The sequence below is a fragment of the Pseudoalteromonas luteoviolacea NCIMB 1944 genome (genome assembly GCF_001625565.1).
Lineage (GTDB): Bacteria > Pseudomonadota > Gammaproteobacteria > Enterobacterales > Alteromonadaceae > Pseudoalteromonas > Pseudoalteromonas luteoviolacea_F.
On the sequence record NZ_AUXS01000044.1, the window covers coordinates 82,316 to 99,931 of the forward strand.

The window sequence follows — 17,616 nt, forward strand, 5'->3', positions numbered from 1 at the left end:
ACTTAAAACAAAATAAGCACGTTTTTAATATGCTTGGCACACCATTTGATATATCTAGGCTGTAGCTTGATAACGTGTTTCTAAATAACACCACGGTACGACTTACGCTGTAAGCACGTATTCCGATATTAACTACTCAATATGGAAAGCACTTAGGTGCGGGGTTCGACTCCCCATTTTTGATAGATAGCTCAATGGTAGAGCCGCGAACATAGCTTTCGTTTGTTGCGGGTTCGAGTCCCGCTCTAATCACCATAAATAAAATACAAATCATCTTTGATTGATACGAATTTACTGGGCTGTAAAGCTCAAAACTTTGCACGTAGCCGCCGCTAACACTCAGGCAAAACTCGCAAGGTAACTCCCGTCGTTGGCAAGCAGGATGCTCCCCAAAGACGCAGTTATCAAGCCAATTAGGTCATAGCTAGCAGGCCGCTACAATTGCAATATAAGGATTAAAAACATGAAATTTATAAAACAACAAATTGTCGCTGAGGCGAAACGCGTACTAGTATACAAGAACAAACTTTTTGACCGCGTACTTACACCCGGTAAGCACCGTTTTTGGGACTTTAACAACGAGCTAGAGTTTGTTACTTTCAATATCGACACGCTTTACTTTACAGCACCTGATGCTGTGCGTTTGTACCACACACACCCAGCACTGCAATCACATATAAGTCACTTTAAACTCACAGAACAAGAAGTTGGCCTGCTGTATTTAAATGACACCCTAAAAGGGGTCGTTGCACCTGGTGAAGATTTATATTTTTGGAAAGATGCGGGAGATATTCGGTTAGAGAAAATTGATCTCACTACGCAATTTTACGTCGAAGACAGGACATTAAAACTCATTGAAAAAGCAGGGCTGAACCTCGCCTCTAAACTTATTAAAAGCGCTAAAAACAGCGCCTGTAAGCCTATTTACGAGATGACTGTAAAACGCGACCACGTCGGTTTTTTGTTTGCTGATAATCAACTTGTGAAAGAACTGCCAGCTGGCCACTATGGTGTATGGCAATTTAATCGCGACTATGAATTTAAAACCTTTGACTGTCGCACAATAACAGCGCGTGACGGGGCGGATATATATGATAAAAATAAAGCAATTCAGAGTATGTCACATCAAGTTATTGGGCCACAGGAAGTAGGGCTGCTGTATGTAAATCAGGTTTTAAAAGGCATCGTCCCTCCTGGTGAACACCTGTATTTATGGAAAGACGCTGGTGATATCCATTTGGAAAGAGTGGATATAAGCGAAAACATGTATGTCGATGCAGCTACATTGGCAAACATAAATAGATTAGGTCTCAATTGCGCTGCAAAACTCTTTAAGAGCGAGACAGCAGTGAGCTGTAACCCTATTGTCGATGTGTCAATTGAAAGTGAGCATATCGGGTTGTTATATGTAGACAATGTACTAGTCAGAAAGCTGCCACCGGGCCACTATGGTATGTGGCGATTTAATCGAGACATTGATCTAAAAGTATTCGACTGTCGTGCTCAAATGCTTGAAGTATCTGGTCAGGAGATCTTAAGCAAAGACAGGGTGAGTCTACGAATAAATCTCACTGCGAGTGTGCAAGTCACAGATGCGGTTATCGCTTCACAAAGTACTGAGGACATTATGTCGTTCACCTACAACATTTTACAGTTGGCATTGAGAGAAGCGGTAGGTACGCAAAACCTAGATGACTTGTTACTCGACAAATTATACATAAACGAAACCCTAAGAGACATTGTTGGAACTCAGCTACAGGCCTTAGGCGTCAAGCTAATTAATGTGGGCATGAAGGACATCATCTTACCCGGTGAGATGAAATCGATATTAAACCAAGTAGTAGAAGCACAAAAAGCGGCCGAAGCCAATGTTATTAAACGACGCGAAGAAACTGCAGCGACCCGAAGTTTACACAACACAGCAAAAGTGATGGAGAACAACCCCACACTAATGCGCCTAAAAGAGCTCGAAGCATTAGAGAAGATCGCAGACAAAATAGATAGTCTAACTGTCTATGGTGGGCTGGACGGACTGATGAATAACGCTGTGAAACTAAGCCACCAATAAGGGAAAAACAATGTGTAAAGAACAATACGAAGTAATACAGAACGACAATAGTTACCCGATTAAAGCGTGGACAAAAGGCGTGCCATTTGAACCAGCAGCACAACAACAACTAGAAAATATTGCAGCTATGGACATTGTACATAGTCATATTGCCGTTATGCCTGACGTCCACTTAGGAAAAGGAGCAACCATAGGCAGTGTTATCCCCTCAGTTGATGCAGTGATCCCCGCAGCTGTCGGTGTTGATATCGGTTGCGGTATGGTCGCAACGAGAACAACCTTAAAAGCCAGCGACCTACCCGACAACCTCAAGTCGATACGTAGCGCGTTTGAAGCCGCAGTGCCTCATGGTCGCACAGCCAATCGCGGTAAGCGAGACAAAGGTGCATGGGGAAATATTCCCAAACTGGTGGCGAAAGAATGGCAAACGTTGGAAACACGATTCGACAGAATTTGTGATAAGCATCCAGCAATTGCTAAAAGCAACCATGTTAACCACTTGGGCACCATGGGCACAGGTAATCACTTTTTAGAGCTCTGTATAGATGAGCATCAATATGTTTGGGTCATGCTACATTCCGGCAGCCGTGGCGTTGGCAATCGTATTGGCACCTACTTTATTGAACTCGCAAAAAAAGAAATGCAACGTCATCAACAACATTTGCCAGATTTGGATCTTGCTTACTTAAAAGAGGGGAGTGCCTATTTTGATGATTACGTTGAAGCCGTAGAATGGGCCCAAGATTTCGCAGCCAAAAACCGCGAGATAATGATGTTTAACGCTCTAAAAGCATTACGCGAAGAACTGCCAATCCCATTTGAGACCATAGATGTTGCAGTTAACTGCCACCACAATTACATTTCCCGCGAGGAGCATTTTGGAAAACAATGTTATGTCACCCGTAAAGGGGCTTTACGCGCAAAAAGAGGTGAAATGGGGATCATCCCTGGCAATATGGGTGCACGCTCTTACATAGTTAGGGGGCTTGGTAATCCAGATAGCTTCAATAGTTGCAGCCATGGAGCAGGGCGTGTTATGTCACGTACCAAGGCTAAAAAGACCTATAACATCGCGGATCACGTAGCGGCAACAAAAGGCGTAGAATGCCGCAAAGACCAAGCGGTCATCGACGAGATCCCTCACGCTTATAAAGATATAGACAAAGTAATGGCTGCACAACAAGATTTGGTAGAGGTCGTGTGCACATTAAAACAAGTAGTATGTGTAAAAGGTTAATAATGACTCATAAAAAAACAATAATCATAGACGGTTCAAAAGGCGAAGGTGGCGGACAAGTTTTAAGAACGGCACTGAGCTTATCTATGCTACACAATCAGCCCATCGAAATTCGTAACATTCGTGCTGGTCGTAAAAAGCCAGGACTGATGCGACAGCATTTGACCTGTGTACTTGCTGCAAAACAGATCAGCAGTGCGGCTGTGGAAGGCGCAGAACTAAATTCGCAATGTATTAAATTTACACCAAATGCAGTCGAACCGGGCGAGTACGAATTCAAAATTGGCACAGCGGGCAGTACCGTGCTGGTATGCCAAACCATATTACTCCCCTTAGTACTGGCAGGAAAGGCATCAAGCGTAAAACTGCATGGCGGTACACACAATGGCATGTCTCCTTCTTTGACCTTTTTTGAGCAGTCATTTTTACCAGCATTGCAAACTATGGGCGTAGCTTGCCAAGTAAAGACCACCAAGTTGGGATTTTTCCCAGCTGGTGGCGGCTGTTGGCAAATAGATATCAACCCTACAGATACATTGTCCCCCTGTTTGTTTGAGCAATCCGGTGCAGAATTAGAACAGCAGCAAAGTCACTGTAAAGCGATGTCCATTGTTGCCGGGGTAAAAAACTCTGTCGCAAAAAGAGAGATCGAAGAAGCGAAAAAGCGACTGGGTTGGAATGCGCCCTTTACAGAGATATTAAATTGCGCGGCACACGGGCAAGGCAATAGCTTTCACTTAAGTGTTGGCCACCAAAATCAAGTAGCCATGTTCGAACAAATGGGTGAACTTGGCCTAAGTGCAGAAAAAGTAGCAGGGAGAACCGTCACTGCCTTAAAAGCTTATTTGAACTCAGGCGCCGCAATTGAAGAGCACTTGGCAGATCAATTACTTCTGCCCATGGTACTGGCTGGAAAAGGCAGCTTTACCACTACGCAGCTAAGTAGCCACACCACAACCAATATTGATGTGATCAGCCAAATAACGGGAACCTGTATCAAAACACAACAACTTAACGACAAGCTTTGGAAAGTTTATTTGGATTAGCTATGAACGTACCAGTAAATAGTATCGCACCCGAGATACGCCATGACATAATGACACGCATCAAAAACACCGAACAAGAGCATAACGTAAAGGTCCTTTACGCTATTGAGTCTGGTAGCCGTGCTTGGGGGTTTGCGTCTTCAAATAGTGACTATGATGTACGCTTTATCTATGCCCATCCCAAAGATTGGTATTTGTCAGTGATGCTAGAAGACCAAAGAGATGTGATTGAATACCCCATTGTCGATGATATCGATATCAATGGCTGGGATTTAAGAAAAGCACTAAAACTACTGCGCGTCTCCAACCCAGCGATTGGTGAATGGCTTCAATCACCCATTGTTTATATCAACCATAACCACTTTCAAACACAGGTGATGGCACTTTTTAAACAATACTATAAAGCAGAGCGGGGGTTGTACCATTATTTCAATATGGCTAAAAACAACTATCGAGGTTATTTGAAAAATGAATATGTTCCGCGTAAAAAGTATCTCTATGTAATGCGTGCACTATGTGCAGCAAGGTGGATAGAACGCTTTAAAAGCCCACCCCCCATTGAGTTTGAAGCCTTGGTGGCAGCTGTTATTGATGACAGTGTCTTGTTCGACGAGATCCAGAAACTGGTAGTAGAAAAACTGCACGCGACAGAAAAAGCACTAGGGCCGCAAATTCCGACACTTAATCGGTTTATTGAAGCTGAACTCAATCATTTTAACTATCAATTCAATAAGTCTGATGTGGACCAAAACACAGCAGCACTGGATAAGGCCTTTTTGCAAATGTTAGACAGTATATAATTGATTAAACTGCACGTTGGGTAAGTAATACGCTACCCAACACTCTGCACTGTATTTCCACTTTCAACCGCAATTCGCCAATAGGAGGTCACATCTTCTACTTGGTGTAGCCCATTGAAATATAATAAAATTCATTAAATTAAGTTCAGCACGCATTAAACCTACCGACACGATACATTTGCATTTAAAATAGGGACTCACGGAAGAGCTTCACCCCTATTTATTAAAATAAACACAACAAAATGAGTGGCAGAAATGAAAAAAATAGCACTATTTGCCTTTTTAGCACTATCGTTTAATGCAAGTGCAGCTTGGTCAGGACTCAAAGAGATCCACACAATTAAAGCACAAAGTAATGGTGTTTATGTTCAGCTAAAAAGCTTCACAAACACAGATAATAGTGTCCAGTGCACATACAACAATGGCTTTTTTTTAGAGTTCAAATCCGCTGATGAGTATCAAACACGCGTTTCAATGTTATTGGCGGCATACATGGCAGGTAAACCGGTTAATGTCAGCTATAACAGCTGCGCTCTTGGTTATCTAAGTTTAGGTAGTGTTTCATTAAACTAACATTAAGATAGCAAGGAAGCTGCAAGGAAGCTGCAAGGAAGTTGTAAGGAAGTTGTAAGGAAGTTGCAAGGAAGCTGAAAGAAAGCTGCAAGGAAGCTATAAGGAAGCTGCAAGGAAGCTATAAGGAAGCTGCAAGGAAGCTGCAAGGAAGCTGTAAGGAAGCTGCAAGGAAGCTGCACGCTACCTTACGTATTAAATAACGCCAAGCAATACCAACCTACCAACTCATCTTTTTATCCACGTCGAATAGTCTAAAAGTCACACCAGCAGACATTCCAGTCCAATAGTGTATAGGCTTTCAATTAATTGAGTAAAAGCAGTAAATTTATCGACTCGAAATACGACTAACATTAACCAACTCTATTTGATAGAAAGAAAAGATACCATGAGCGAAAGAAATACTTGGCCGGCCGATGCTGATGGCGACGTGTTGCGCATATTAGAAGACAGGGATTTTGACTTCGATAAAACTCACAATATTGAGTTTTACATTGAATTTAAAAACTGGCCTCTCACTGATAAACAACAGCAAGAAATCACTGAAAAATTACCGAGAGCAAGCTTTCTAGACTCAGATCAAGAATCAATTGCTGACGGTGACGCGCCCGGATATGTACTATTTACGACTAAAAATATCGTCACTCACGAATTTGTCGGCCAAGAGCAAACGAGGCTAAGCCGCCTCGTCGAACCTTTGGATGGTGTTTGTAATTCATGGGCTGTTTGTAGTCCTTGTAGCTGACAAAGAGGCTCCTAGTTGCACTGACTTATCATCGCATGTAAACATATCAGGATAGGTTGGTGCATTGTAATTCCTGTAGCTACTTTTTCTTACCCAAGTCAATAAATAACTAACTGTCTTTCCATGAATGCTTTCCCACTATTAAATTACCGGCGTTCTGACCTAAACATGGTGTACTACATTCTCCTGACGACACTTTATCTATAAAACTTGAACCCAAAAAGAGCCGGTTGTACAAAAAGTATCTAAGTTAACGTGGGTGTGAATTCCCCTGTATCTAGCTCCACGGTATTTACCTCTGCTCAAACATCGCCATTAAAGGAGTAAAATGACTACCTCTAACATTGTTTTAAAACAGCAAGCGCCGACGGTCGAAGAATTCGCAGCGATCAGGGTATTGATTGGTTGGTCTAATCCGCAGTTGAGCACCCTAGCAAACAGTATGCAAGCGTCATTATTTTGGGTTTCTGCGTATCGTGACGACAAACTAATTGGCACGGGCCGCGTTATCGGTGATGGCTCCATGTACTTCTACATTCAAGACATCATTGTTCACCCCGAACATCAAAACATTGGGCTAGGGTCTCAAATCATGGGGCTAATCGGTGCTTATCTGGATGAAAACTGCCAATCTGGTGCAACGATTGGTTTGCTGGCAGCCCAAGGTAAGGAGACATTTTACGAAAAGTTTGGCTTTACCTCTCGCGATGGCACAAAACTCGGATTAGGTATGTGTAAGTTTGTATGACATGGACCTGTCAATTTCAGGAGACAATCACAAGTTGAGTGACGTAGCTGTACAATTTAAAAAAGAGCATTGGGGCTGAACAACAGCCTCCAAAATGAAAAAGCGTTAGCTATTTCATAAACTCTTTATAAGTTTTGCCAATAAACAAATCTTTTTGCTTTAAATTGACTAGGTGCTTACATGTTGAAGTAAATACCGGCAACTGGACTACCCCCGTTTTTTGTCCAGTCGGAACTAGGGCCATAAAAGCATTGCGTTTGTATGCTTTGTTCGGTTGCCTTTGGCGCTTGTTCGCTATGACCTTTGCCAAATATTTGCCTTGCTCTACGGCAAGGTAACCAAGCTTTGCTTCTCCGACCTCGGCAATATCACCGAGTGCATAAAAATTGTCTTGTCCAACTACTTCTAATCGCTCGTTGACAACAACAAGCCCTTTATCATTAAGCAGATGCTTAAAATGCGGCTGTAAAAATGCGTTGTTTGGTTTAGTACCCGTGGCCATGTAAACGACATCCGGGGTTATTTCATGTCCACTGTGCTCATCTTTATAGCTATTCCCGCTTTGTTGATAGTTACTCTCCAATTTTATGTGCACACCTAACTTGGCCAATTGCTGGTGGGCTTTACGTTGTGCTTTTTCACTAAAGCCATCGAGTACAGCATGACCTTTGTGCACCAATGTCACATTGACGCCTTCAATCGCATATGCAATTTCACCAGCAAGTTCGACTCCGACCACACCGCCACCCATGATTAAAACCTCTGATGCACTTTTGAGCTTGTCATAATGGCGCTTTAGTTCATCTTCTCTATCGCGTAAGGTAGACGCATCTATGGATTTTGCCAGAGGCAGTGTTGGATATCTGGAGCCTGTTGCAATCACTACTTGTTCGAAATTAATGATCTCGCCGTTTTCAAGTAAAGCGCTATTATCGCGCAGCACTTGTACTGTGCTTTGCACAAAACCTCCCGCTAAAATATCCCGATAATATCTGCGTGCTAACCCCTTCGTTTTATTTGGATCAACCACATCTCTTAACACAGCATAGGTCACCTCAAAGTAATCTTTTCTATCGATTAATGTTGTTTTGATCCCACTTTTTTGTAACTTTTGCGCTGTCGTGACGCCACCAAAGCCTCCGCCTATGATCAACACTTGGGTTTTCATATTCACTCTCTCCACTCACTTGACGATCGACAGCATATACCGTTGCAAATTTGTTTTTAATGCGTAATTAAAATACCCTTATGTGCATATTTGCAACGCAATACTGATTATGGATAAATGGACCGAATTTAAAACAGCGTATCGATTAGCAAAATTGAGAACGCTCAGTGCCACGGCTGAAGATCTAGGCATACATCGCTCGACGGTGATGCGCCACATTGACGCCTTAGAAACGCACATTGGCGTAAAGTTATTCCAACGTAATGACAAAGGCTATATTCCCACCGAGGCGGGGTTGGAGGTAATGCGTTTAGGAGAAATCACCGATGTGCAGTTTAAGCAATTTGTTGATAAAACAACCAACTCAAGTGCACTGATGGAAGGCGTCCTTAAGATCACCTGTGTCAGTGAACTGTCTGTTTTACTTTTTCCTGTGATCCGACAATTCCAAGCTCGATATCCGAATGTGCGCTTTGAGATCCTCGGTGATATTCGCAAATATGACCTAGAGTACGGGGAAGCGGATCTGGCGATCCGAATGGGAGAAAAACCACAAACCCTCGACAATATTGTCATTCCATTTCAGCAGATTGACGTAATTCTGTGTGCACACCAAACGTATATCGAAAAACATGGTCTACCAACGCTTGATAATGTATCCCAGCATCAGTTTCTAGCCAACTCAGAACGCATCGCGCACTTGCCATGGAATGAGTGGATCCATACCCACATTCCAACCAGTAATATTGTCACCACCAGCAACTCGTATCAAGTACTGGACCATGCACTCCAGGCAGGGTGCGGGATCTCCATCGCAACCAAACAAGCCGTGCAAAATAACAATCTACTCCATGAACTCGCAATCGGCGAAAGCTGGCAAGTTAACAGCTGGGTATTAGTTCACCGTGACATTATTCATATACCTAAAGTACGAAAGTTTATAGATATGTTGAAGTGCGCTTCCCCCTTCGCTGAAGCCTAAGTTACAGCGACAGGTTGAAGAGACTCTCAAAGGCAATTAACCGCGGGAATTGTTATTCGTCACCTGCTTCTATTTCTTGTAAGAAACCTGTGAGCACAAGTCTGCTGTGAGCCAGCTGAGCGGCTTTTTCATCCACTTCTCGCAACTGGGTGTTTAGGAGTACTCTCAACTCATCACAAGGCTCAATAATAGGCCGCTCCCCGCGCACACACGGCAAAAATACTTGAATGGTGCTCAAGGTCATGCCTGCAGAACTCAATAACTTAACTCTCTCTAATATTTGCACTTCTCGTTGATCAAAATCACGGTATCCAGAAGCGGACCGCCGTGGCTTTAAAAGCCCTTGCTCTTCATAGTAGCGCAGCATTCGTATGCTCACGCCGGTTAGTTTGGATAATTCACCAATTTTCATATCGGGCTCTTGACTCTAACAGCACTGTGAGGGTTTATATTATTGCCTTCCAAAAGCAAATTCAACGGAAGTAAAGTATGAAAAATCAAGATGTTGTACAACAAGTTTTTATCAACGGCCGACGTCAGCCCAACTCAGAAACTAACCCATTAGCATTTGCAGGCTTTGCACACTTCAGTGCCATGCAAGTACGAAATGGCAAGGTTAAAGGGGTGGATTTACACTTAGAACGATTGCGCCTAGCTTCACGGACTATTTTTGGTAAATCATTGAATGACGCACAACTTCTATCTTACATTCGTGAAGCAATTACAAATTCCTCAGATGATTGTTCGCTGACCGTGACTCTTTACTCTACCCACGGTGAATTTACTACTCGTAGTATGAATACTTATCCCAGTGTACTGGTCAGCACCAGTGCGCCATCAAATGGGCCTCAAGGCCCTTTAAGGCTCACAACTATCCCGCACGAACGACATTTACCAGAAATAAAACATGTGGGGGAAATTGGCAAAACTTACTACCTGCATAAAGCTAAATCGCTCGGATTTGATGATGCTTTGTTTATTGATAAGCAAGGTCGCATAAGCGAGGGGACAATTTGGAATGTTGCTTTTTGGGATGGCAATCACGTTATTTGGCCAAGCGCCGCAATGTTAAAAGGTACTATGATGAGTATGTTACAACGTCAATTGACCAAGCTAAATATGCCACAACGCACCACGCAATTAACACTCGATGAGCTCAGTTCATTCACAGGGGCGGTTGTTATGAATTCATGGACACCCGCAGTGAGTGTAAAGGGCATTGACAGTGAATCGTTTGAGCAATCGGATACACTCAAGAATCTGCTACACCGTGCCTATGAAGCTGAAACGGCAAAAGATGTTTAAATATTTATGAGGTTAATGCGGTACTACTATGTACCGTTTTGCATCACCTAGTACCTGAGCAGTTAGTCTGTCACTTTTTGCCACACTTCTCGATACGCTTGTTCATTCAACAATATCATTTGATTTTGGGTCAACTTGTCGACCTTCATTTTCCAAGTATGTACATTATTTGGTGAATAGGTGGGCGCCTCTATCACTGTTAACTGAGTTTTGTATATGTGCCAACTACCTGTTGTTTTGTGAAAGTGCGCTTCGCCAAATCCGTTTGCAAAAAAATTGCCTTCCTCAACATCGCATTCAACCTTTCCTGACTCTTTAAACAGACATGATTTTCTATCATGGTGATTTGTACCACGATCAGAATAATACCAAGTGCCTACCAACCGCTGGGCAAGACTCAACTGCGTATAGTTCGTGTGAACACACCCAGATAAAACAACCACCACAATTATAGGAAGAGACTTCATTTCAACTCCTTGGCTTTGCAAACCCGGTTACCTTCTTTTCTCCGTTACCTGATTTAATTTACCCTTAGAGGCTAGACAATACACATTATATCGATGAACTTTTAGACTTTCCGGTTGGCACTTTTTCTATGCCACATACTTGTTTGGTTCAGCTTCGATTTATTTTTGTACTCAAAATAGTGCAATACGAAAACTCTTTTACAAAGAGTAACAAGCTTGCACAGCCATTTGCACCCTAAGTCAAGATTGCAACAGCAGCTATAGATATACTTTTCCCTGTTGAGTAAGCGCATATACACACCTTCGACTTTAAGTAGATATGTCTAATGCAGTTATTTAACATGTTGATTTCCCTGTCTTAAAAAGACTTTTGGCGCGCCTCTGGCGCGCTTTTTTTTTGCTCCACACATAACTCTTCCCCTTGTCATCACACGCTCTTTAACAAACGCGTCCGTTTTTCCTTTATCGAACATACACTCAAGTGGCACTTATACATTTTTCTACTATATTTCTGACTAATAGTAACGATTATCAACTAGGTGGACTATGTTATTTTCATCAAGGACAGAGCGTCAAAAATTACAATCTTTAGAAGCCAAACTTAACGTCTTTTTTGAAAAACAATCTGTATTAGAACTCAATGACGAGGGGAAAATTACGCAAGTCAGTGCGCATTTTTTGGCAGAACTTGGCTGTAAACAAGCCGATTTAATCGGTCAACATTACAGCCGACTTATAAAGACAAAGCTTGATTTAGATAACCACATAGCTCAGCCAGACCAAGAGCTTCAAGTCCGATATCAACACAATTCCGTATTTTGGTTTCGCGCATCTATGCACAGCACATTTGATCAGCAAACTCACAGTAAACTCACGCTATTACTGCTGCACAATGTGACTGACTATAAACGTGCTAACACTGAACATTTAGGCCAAATTGAGGCCATCGGTAAATCACAGGCAGTCATCGAGTTTAATATGGACGGTACAATCGTTCATGCCAATGACAACTTCCTACAAGCAATGGGATACACACTGTCAGAAGTAGTCGGCCAACACCACAGCATGTTTGCAGAGCCTGAATACGCCAAAAGTGAAGAGTATCAGTTATTTTGGCAAGCGCTGAATCAGGGCCAATTTAGTACGGGAGAATATAAAAGACTCGCCAAAGGCGGAAGGGAGGTTTGGATCCATGCATCCTACAATCCCATTTTTGATGTAAATGGTCGCCCGTACAAAGTAGTAAAGTACGCTTCAGATATAACACAAACTAAATTGCAAGCGGCGGATTATCAAGGTCAACTTGAAGCCATCAGAAAGTCCCAAGCTGTTATCGAATTCAATATGGATGGCACTATCATCTATGCCAATGAAAACTTTTTATCGGCCATGGGATATACGCTAGATGAAATAAAAGGTCGACATCACAGTATGTTTGCTGATCCAGAGTATGCTGCAAGTGCCGAATATGCGAATTTTTGGGCTGAATTAAACGCCGGGCAATACTCCGCAGGGGAATACTTGCGCAAAGCTAAGCACGGCAAAGAAATTTGGATTCAGGCATCTTATAACCCCATACTCGATTTAAACGGCCGACCATTTAAAGTAGTTAAATACGCGACAGATATCACGGAGCAAAAGCTTCAGGCCGCCAACTATGAAGGACAGTTACAAGCCATAGGCAAATCACAGGCAGTGATCGAATTTAACATGGACGGCACCATCATCAATGCCAACGAAAATTTCTTAAAAACGACTGGCTACACATTGGATGAAATTCAAGGCCGACACCATAGCATGTTTGCTGATCCAGATTACGCCAACAGTCAGGCATATAAACAGTTTTGGCAACAACTCAACCAAGGAAAATTTGACTCAGGTGAGTACCAAAGAGTTGGTAAAAATGGCAAAAAAATCTGGATACAGGCGACTTACAACCCCATATTTGATTCCAATGGCAAGCCCTTCAAAGTTGTTAAGTTTGCGACGGATATCACAGTTCAAAAGTTACAAAGCGCCGACTTTGCCGGGCAACTGGCGGCTATTCACAAGTCACAAGCCGTGATTGAATTCAATTTAGATGGCACTATCCTTGATGCCAACGAGAATTTTCTTGCTACGACTGGGTATACCTTGGCTGAGATAAAGGGTAAGCATCACAAAATTTTTGCCGAGGCCGAGTATGCACGCAGTCAAGAGTATCAAGATTTTTGGCAGCGCCTACGCCTTGGACAATTTGATAGTGGCGAGTACAAGCGTATTGATAAACATGGCCAGGCAATTTGGATCCAAGCATCCTATAACCCCATTTTTGATGCCGAAGGCAACCCCTTTAAGGTGGTGAAGTACGCGACGGATATCACAGCTAGAAAGCGCGCGATTTCGAGTATCAAACACGCCATCATGGCACTTGCTGAGGGTGAGTTAATGCATACCATAGACGATGATTTAGGCACTGAGTTTAATATCTTAAAAGACGCTATGAACGCCCTCATGAATAATTTAAATAGCATGGTGCAAGAAATCACAGAAGCATCAAACAGCGTGTACCAAGGCGCACAGAGTATTGCCAATAGTAATGAAGAATTAAACAAACGCACTGAAAATCAAGGCGCAAGCATCGAAGAAACAGCTTCCACCATGGAAGAGCTAACCGTGACCGTACAGCAAAATGCCAAAAGCGCCAAAGATGTGTCTGATCACGCAGATGAAGTAATGGTCAAAGCCCAGCAGGGCGGTAGTACCGTTTCAGATGCAGTTGCCGCGATGAATGAAATTGAAGCGTGCAGTAAAAGCATCTCAGATATCATCGGGGTTATTGATGAGATAGCTTTTCAAACCAACCTATTAGCACTCAATGCCTCTGTCGAAGCGGCCAGAGCAGGAGAAGCAGGTAGAGGGTTTGCGGTGGTCGCCAGTGAAGTCCGTAATCTCGCACAGCGCAGCGCATCCGCAGCTAAGGAAATTAAAGGCCTAATACAAGATAGCTCTCAAGCTGTATCTAAAGGTAGCCAGCTGGTATCGGCATCAGGGGATACTTTTGAGCAACTGATCCAAGTGGTTAAAGAGGTAAATGTGATGATCACTGAAATAACCGAGGCCAGTCAAGAGCAATCAGAGGGCGTCGCTGCAGTGTCATCTACGATTGCGCAAATGGATAACGAAACGCAGAAAAATATGCATTTAGTCGAACAATCCACGCATTCAAGCCAAGTTATGAGGCAGCAAGCTCAAAACTTGTTACAACAAGTCGCTAGCTTTAAAACACAGGCGACGACTCAGCAGGAACTGCTACCCGCGCCAGAGGCTGTAGGAATGTTGCGGCTTGGTGTAGGGAATTGAAACACGAATGAAAACCACAACAGCTTGTTAGGTAATAATGTATTTTTAAATCAATACTTAACAAGCGGTGGTTTTAAATAAAACACTCACGCCCATTTCAGTTAAAAGCCACACTGGAGCATTGGGCTACCACCTATGAAAATCACAAGTAACAGCGATGGTTAATTAATATCTGAAAAACCACTTTGAATAAGTTAAAACCGCTTAACTTCTATGGCAATAGATTATTTCTTAAGATTTATCCCCACAAAAGGAGGTTGCTCACTCTATTACACCCGTAGAATTGATAAAAGCTAATTCACCAATTCAGATTCAAAGTAACTGGCGATAAAGTCGACAAACGCTCTAATTCTATAAGGTAAATAGTCAGAATTTTTATACACTGCGTACATTGGTAGAGAACCTTTTTGGTGGTCTGCGAACAGTTCTGTCAACTGATTCATTTTGAAGGACTCTTGAACCATCCATTTCGGCATAGCGGCTATACCACATCCCAATATCGCCATTTTCACTAACATTTCTGGACTATCGCTAGTAAACAACTCTCGTACCATGAATTTCTTTTTATTTATTTGCCAAACATTTGAGGTTGTACTTAAAGAGTAAGTTAGACAAGTGTGCTTTGATAACTCTTCGGGAACAACTGGAGTACCATTATTTTTTAGATAATCAGGTGATGCAAAATAGCAAACGTCGTGATCCAGCAGCTTTTTGGCTTTTAACCCAGAATCCTTGAGGTAAGAGGCTCGAATAGCGATATCAATATCGTCACGATATAAGTCTGCATGCTTGTCGTCGACTGAAATATCTATTTTCACTTCAGGGTTTGCTATCAAGAATTTTCGTATAGGAACCGCTAGTCGCTGAGTAGCAAATGCTGACGGGGCTGATATCTTAAGTGTACCTACAGCAAGGCTTAGCTGTTTGTTAATCAATTGCTCAGTCAGGGTCATTTTCTCAACAAGTTCGTGGCAAAAACCAAGGTATTGTTTACCAGCACTTGTTAAACTAATCTTACGTGAGTTCCTATGAAATAGAGTAAAGCCTAAATCCCCTTCCAACCAAGCTATCTTTTTACTCACGGCTCCTTGTGTCGTATTGAGTTCGATTGCTGTAGCCGTAAAACTCTCTAACCGAGCAACATGCCGAAACACTTTTATACACTCTAACTTGTCCATCATCATTCCAAATTGGAATACCAGATATCGTAAAAATAGCATTTATCCGACTATTAAGGAATGCTTAAATGCCATTGAAAAATTTATTGGGAGTTTTACATGACATATATTACTGCTGTTCTTGGCGTTTTTTTCACCTTTGCAAGTTCAATTAAAATATTAGGCTGGCAGAAGTATATATTTGAAACACAGCTGGCTTTCTTTCGAAAGTATGGGTTGACTCGTATACATATGTTTTTGGTTGGTATTATCGAACTGACGGCTGCACTATCTTTGTTAGGTTCGTTGGCATACGAACATGCAATATTAAATTGCATTGGCGCTCTATGTATTACTATAGCGTCAGTTGGCGCGATTTTTTTCCACTTAAAATTCGATACACTGAAAGATGCTATTCCAGCAATTGTTACTTTGTTGCTATCTTCTGCATTAGTTATATCCAACCAAACTCTGCTGTCACAATTTTTCAGTAGCAATTGAAACGATGACGTTTGCTCATAGGCAAACTATGGGATAACAGATAGAAGGCACACTTCTATACATTGAAAAAGAGCGCACAATTGCGCTCTATATAAAGGAGCTTGCTTGCTAACAAATCAGATTAATTAAACAAGCAGCTTTTCTCATCCAGATTTCACTTTGATGCCTTGTTCCTTTACTCGGATTGGAATTTATCACCGGCACTTGCAAATTTATTCAGGTAGGTTATCGCCGCTTTCAAAGCAAGATCTGCATTTTCCGCGTTCTTAACATGATCTATTTGTATGTCAGGCAAAAACACCTCTCTTGCACTGCCATCAACATGAAATAGCTTTTCAACCGGGATCACTACATCAAGCTTTGATTTGGGTAATGTATGTCCGGAAATAGCACCAAGTAACTGAGCCATCTGTGTCCCAATCACTGTGGCACGGTTCATACCATGGAGCCCAATCGTTAGCCCTTCCCCCATACTACCTGTCCAGCGATTACTTAAAACCACCAAAGGCTTTTCATAAGTAAAGTCACCTCTTGGATAGACAAACTCTTGCCAACGCCTTTTAACGCCATATTGACGCTCTACAGCAATCAATTCATGCTCTTGATAGGGAAGCCGCTGCGCGATAAACCTGCTCATTATGCCTCTAGCAACATCGCTATTCCCACCACTGGGTGTATTGCGCAAGTCCAATATCAAACCGGCTGAGTGTTTGTACTGTGATATTGCCTCATCAAAAGCGCCGATCAATGCATTGTTGCCCAAACTGTTTTCAGGTCTGATATACGCAAACTCTCCTATTAGTTTACTGGTTAATAGTGGCTTTTCCTTCAAGATGCCCGCAACAACCTGCCCGGTGTCTATTGTCAACGTTTGCAAACGCCCTTGCCAGTTCACATCAACAGAGATCTGCTGCTCCCTTGTTCCGGTTAATAATCGATTGAGAACCCAGGTTTGAGCCGCTTTTTGGCCTGATACATTCGCTTGCCGGACGGCTTCAAGAACCGGCTTGTTGTCTATGTTCTCTATGATCATACCCGGCCTAAACCCCACTTTATGCGCATAGCCATTATGTGGTAGTGAGGTGATAATTGCTTTGCTGTCACGTAGCTCAGCCCACATTGTCAATGCGGTGGGCATAGGTAGATAGTAGTCGCGAGGTCTAGGTCTTATTTCGCTATGTTGATCGTAGAAAAACTCAAAACAATGGTTAAGCTTCCTCGACAAATCATTGCGTGTTTTTATCTTATTAGTATCCTTTTGCAAACAAGCATTGAACTGCTCTTTATCAACTTGCTTCTTATCGAAATAGGCATAACGCTCATTTAGCAATGAAATAAATGAGGATATGTCTTCGTCGATTGCTGTCGGCGACAAATGCTGTGTAGTCGTTTGTGAAAATGCCCCACTGCTGGACATCAATGAAATAAAAAATACACAGGCTTTAGTACAAGCTCCCTTGTGAGAAAACAGAATATTCAA

16 protein-coding genes and 1 tRNA gene are annotated in these 17,616 nt (G+C 42.4%); 12 read left to right on the top strand and 5 right to left on the bottom strand.

Annotated features, from left to right (window positions below):
* Positions 1 to 181: 181 nt before the first annotated feature.
* From N483_RS17315 to N483_RS17350, 8 genes are all read left to right on the top strand, one after another.
* Positions 182 to 255 (top strand) — tRNA-Leu (locus N483_RS17315).
* Between the two features lie 208 nt (positions 256 to 463).
* The gene (locus N483_RS17320) at positions 464 to 2,068 is read left to right on the top strand and encodes a slipin family protein (RefSeq protein WP_023400104.1); all 1,605 of its coding nucleotides are present in this window, start codon (positions 464 to 466) and stop codon (positions 2,066 to 2,068) included.
* A 10-nt stretch (positions 2,069 to 2,078) separates the two neighbouring features.
* On the top strand, positions 2,079 to 3,305 hold the full coding sequence (locus N483_RS17325; RefSeq protein WP_023400105.1) for an RtcB family protein: 1,227 nt from the start codon (positions 2,079 to 2,081) through the stop codon (positions 3,303 to 3,305).
* A 2-nt stretch (positions 3,306 to 3,307) separates the two neighbouring features.
* Complete coding sequence (gene rtcA / locus N483_RS17330; protein ID WP_023400106.1) at positions 3,308 to 4,351, top strand: RNA 3'-terminal phosphate cyclase; 1,044 nt, start codon at positions 3,308 to 3,310, stop codon at positions 4,349 to 4,351.
* Between the two features lie 2 nt (positions 4,352 to 4,353).
* Positions 4,354 to 5,151, top strand: coding sequence for a nucleotidyltransferase domain-containing protein (locus N483_RS17335; protein ID WP_023400107.1), 798 nt, complete (start codon positions 4,354 to 4,356; stop codon positions 5,149 to 5,151).
* A 255-nt stretch (positions 5,152 to 5,406) separates the two neighbouring features.
* Positions 5,407 to 5,724, top strand: a complete 318-nt coding sequence (locus N483_RS17340) for a hypothetical protein (protein ID WP_023400108.1) — start codon at positions 5,407 to 5,409, stop codon at positions 5,722 to 5,724.
* 385 nt (positions 5,725 to 6,109) lie between these two features.
* Entirely contained in the window at positions 6,110 to 6,466 is a 357-nt protein-coding gene (locus tag N483_RS17345) for a ribonuclease E inhibitor RraB (RefSeq protein WP_023400109.1), read from the top strand.
* Between the two features lie 328 nt (positions 6,467 to 6,794).
* Entirely contained in the window at positions 6,795 to 7,214 is a 420-nt protein-coding gene (locus tag N483_RS17350; protein ID WP_023400110.1) for a GNAT family N-acetyltransferase, read from the top strand.
* 109 nt (positions 7,215 to 7,323) lie between these two features.
* Here the strand turns inward: N483_RS17350 and N483_RS17355 are convergent, their stop codons facing one another.
* The gene (locus N483_RS17355) at positions 7,324 to 8,382 is read right to left on the bottom strand and encodes an NAD(P)/FAD-dependent oxidoreductase (protein ID WP_023400111.1); all 1,059 of its coding nucleotides are present in this window, start codon (positions 8,380 to 8,382) and stop codon (positions 7,324 to 7,326) included.
* A 109-nt stretch (positions 8,383 to 8,491) separates the two neighbouring features.
* Here N483_RS17355 and N483_RS17360 point away from each other — a divergent pair, with 109 nt between their 5' ends.
* Positions 8,492 to 9,364, top strand: coding sequence for a LysR family transcriptional regulator (locus N483_RS17360; protein ID WP_023400112.1), 873 nt, complete (start codon positions 8,492 to 8,494; stop codon positions 9,362 to 9,364).
* 52 nt (positions 9,365 to 9,416) lie between these two features.
* Here the strand turns inward: N483_RS17360 and N483_RS17365 are convergent, their stop codons facing one another.
* Positions 9,417 to 9,776: a MerR family transcriptional regulator gene (locus N483_RS17365; RefSeq protein ID WP_023400113.1), complete on the bottom strand. Its 360-nt coding sequence runs from the start codon at positions 9,774 to 9,776 to the stop codon at positions 9,417 to 9,419.
* A gap of 77 nt (positions 9,777 to 9,853) precedes the next feature.
* Here N483_RS17365 and N483_RS17370 point away from each other — a divergent pair, with 77 nt between their 5' ends.
* The gene (locus N483_RS17370) at positions 9,854 to 10,669 is read left to right on the top strand and encodes an aminotransferase class IV family protein (RefSeq protein WP_023400114.1); all 816 of its coding nucleotides are present in this window, start codon (positions 9,854 to 9,856) and stop codon (positions 10,667 to 10,669) included.
* A 62-nt stretch (positions 10,670 to 10,731) separates the two neighbouring features.
* Here N483_RS17370 and N483_RS17375 read toward each other — a convergent pair whose 3' ends face one another.
* Positions 10,732 to 11,136: a hypothetical protein gene (locus N483_RS17375; protein WP_023400115.1), complete on the bottom strand. Its 405-nt coding sequence runs from the start codon at positions 11,134 to 11,136 to the stop codon at positions 10,732 to 10,734.
* Positions 11,137 to 11,682: 546 nt separating this feature from the next.
* Between N483_RS17375 and N483_RS17380 the strand changes: the two genes are divergently transcribed.
* Positions 11,683 to 14,478, top strand: a complete 2,796-nt coding sequence (locus N483_RS17380; RefSeq protein ID WP_063383365.1) for a methyl-accepting chemotaxis protein — start codon at positions 11,683 to 11,685, stop codon at positions 14,476 to 14,478.
* A 293-nt stretch (positions 14,479 to 14,771) separates the two neighbouring features.
* On the opposite strand, the gene N483_RS17385 is transcribed toward N483_RS17380, so the two are convergent.
* Positions 14,772 to 15,656, bottom strand: a complete 885-nt coding sequence (locus N483_RS17385) for a LysR family transcriptional regulator (protein ID WP_023400117.1) — start codon at positions 15,654 to 15,656, stop codon at positions 14,772 to 14,774.
* Between the two features lie 99 nt (positions 15,657 to 15,755).
* Between N483_RS17385 and N483_RS17390 the strand changes: the two genes are divergently transcribed.
* Positions 15,756 to 16,136 carry a DoxX family protein gene (locus N483_RS17390; protein WP_023400118.1) on the top strand — a complete coding sequence of 127 codons (381 nt, stop codon included), beginning with the start codon at positions 15,756 to 15,758 and terminating at the stop codon, positions 16,134 to 16,136.
* 175 nt (positions 16,137 to 16,311) lie between these two features.
* Here the strand turns inward: N483_RS17390 and N483_RS17395 are convergent, their stop codons facing one another.
* Complete coding sequence (locus N483_RS17395) at positions 16,312 to 17,616, bottom strand: S41 family peptidase (RefSeq protein WP_023400119.1); 1,305 nt, start codon at positions 17,614 to 17,616, stop codon at positions 16,312 to 16,314.